This window comes from Nostoc sp. 'Peltigera membranacea cyanobiont' 232 (assembly GCF_002245985.1).
GTDB lineage: Bacteria > Cyanobacteriota > Cyanobacteriia > Cyanobacteriales > Nostocaceae > Nostoc.
Genome location: NZ_NOLK01000354.1, coordinates 1 through 2,051, shown reverse-complemented (window position 1 = coordinate 2,051; position 2,051 = coordinate 1). Strand labels below are relative to the sequence as shown.

Below are 2,051 nucleotides of genomic sequence, written 5' to 3'. Positions count from 1 at the left end.
AATTTATTCTATGCGCTGTAAACTGCCAGAGTGCTTTAACTGATACAAGGTGGCGTTACCAGTGCAGAATAAGACTGTGGTGATTTCGGCAATTAATACTTCAGCGAGTTCCGCTACTGCTGTCTCTGATGTTGCTGCTGCTTGCAAAAAAGGCATTGCTAAACCAGCTATATCTGCTCCCAAGGCGATCGCAACGGCAACATCCAATCCATGACGCAAACCTCCTGAAGCAATTAAGGGCACATCTTTTGCGTAGGCGTAGCCCGTCGTAGACATCGCTCTAATAGTTGTAATGCACTCTGCTGTCGGTAAACCCCAATCGGCAAAAGTCCTCCCTAAGCGACGCTGTAAGGGATTTTCGGCCCGTTCGCTTTCCACTTTTGCCCAAGAAGTTCCCCCCGCACCAGCGACATCAATTGCTGCTACTCCGGCGGCTATCAGTTTGCTAGCGATCGCTGCTGAAATGCCGTTACCAACTTCCTTTGCAATTACTGGCACTGGCAGTTTGTTGCATAAATCAGATATTTTGTCAAGCAAACCCCGAAAATTAGTGTCACCTTTGGCTTGAATGCACTCTTGTAGAGGATTAATGTGTAAAATCAGGGCATCAGCCTCTAGGATATCAACTACCCGCAGACATTCATCTAAGCCGTACTTATAGTTAAGTTGCACAGCCCCCAAATTCGCAAATAGTAGAACATCGGGTGCATACTTGCGGACAGCAAAAGTATCAGCCACCTGGGGTTTTTCCACTGCTACCCGTTGGGAACCAACACCCATTGCAATTTTGTAATGTTGCGCGACTTGGGCCAAGCGTTGATTAATGGTTGCGGCTTGTTCTGTTCCGCCAGTCATGGAAGAAATTAACAAAGGTGCGCCAAGGTGTTTTCCCAAGAAAGCTGTACTGATATCAATATCGTCATGGTTGATTTCGGGTAAGCAAGAATGGGTAAAACGATAACGTTCCAATCCATTGGTGATTTGATGCGACTGAACATCTTCTTCTAAACAGATCCGAATATGATCGGCTTTGCGATTCTGAGTTTGTGCAGAGATATTGTTAGGGGCGTTCACTGGTGGGTATAGCTAAAAGGATTTGGTTGCGATCGCTATTGTTACATTGTCTGCAATCATCTTTTTATAACAAATGAGTTGATTGAGGAATAAACCAACAAGGAGACAAGCGCGATCGCAAAGCAATGGGCATCATTTATGGTGTAATGATGCCTACTTGTTGCTTGTTACGGCTGTCTGTGTAGAAGCCGCTTTTGAGTCTGCGGTGGATTTTAATCGGGTGATAGTGGCTTTACGAATGCGATCGCTTTTGCGGACTCCGCCTGTCATTTCGTATTCCCGACTGTCTTTGCCATACTTTAACACCACACCACTGACTAAGCGTTCTGAAGTTTCTCGAATGGTCTTTTCCAGGGTTTCTATTTCTGCTTTTGCCGAGTCAAGGGCGGTTAGCATCATATTATACTCGTCTATCTGGTTGCGGAGTTGCCCGGTTAACTGGGTTAAATGGTTTAAACTGATGGAATCACCAAAGTCAAGGCTGGAATCAATTGATTTAAATCCGATTACTCTCTGTTCAGTTTTTTCTAGCACGGGAGAGCTTCTTTTTTTGCGTGGCATCAATGGATACTTTTTACTAAACCTTATCTTTCTAGAGTGTCTCAATGGGACAATGTAGTGGTTCAGTAAAACTTGCAAAAAAAGGTATTTTTTTTAATAAGATTGGACTGTTGACTCAGTAATTACACGACGCAAGACAAGAAATAGTTGAGAAAAGACTCGTGTTGTGAACGAATGGACTTGTGTTCTGGACGAATAAGCTTGTGTTCTGGACAAATAGACTTGTGTTCTGGACGAATGAGCTTGTGTTCTGGACAAATAAGTTTGTGTTCTGGACAAATAAGTTTGTGTTCTGAACGAATGGGCTTGTGTTCTGAACAAATGGGCTTGTGTTCTGAACGAATGGGCTTGTGTTCTGAACAAATAGACTTATCCACTTGATTACTTCTTAAACCCGAAGAACCCCACCCCCAACC

At 43.9% G+C, this 2,051-nt stretch carries 3 protein-coding genes; all 3 read right to left on the bottom strand.

Features of this window, described 5'->3' with window-relative positions:
• Positions 1-3: 3 nt before the first annotated feature.
• Positions 4-1,074, bottom strand: a complete 1,071-nt coding sequence (gene fni / locus CDG79_RS40240; protein WP_094347013.1) for a type 2 isopentenyl-diphosphate Delta-isomerase — start codon at positions 1,072-1,074, stop codon at positions 4-6.
• A gap of 153 nt (positions 1,075-1,227) precedes the next feature.
• Positions 1,228-1,635 (bottom strand): hypothetical protein, encoded by a 408-nt coding sequence (locus CDG79_RS40235; RefSeq protein WP_094347012.1) that lies wholly within the window; start codon positions 1,633-1,635, stop codon positions 1,228-1,230.
• Positions 1,636-1,757: 122 nt separating this feature from the next.
• Positions 1,758-2,051 (bottom strand): hypothetical protein (locus CDG79_RS44645; protein ID WP_223278666.1); only part of this gene is annotated, 294 nt, incomplete at its 5' end.

Excerpts from the sequence above, each read along its gene's own strand:
- CDG79_RS40235 (WP_094347012.1), bottom strand. The coding sequence starts at position 1,635 with ATGCCACGCAAAAAAAGAAGCTCTCCCGTGCTAGAAAAAACTGAACAG.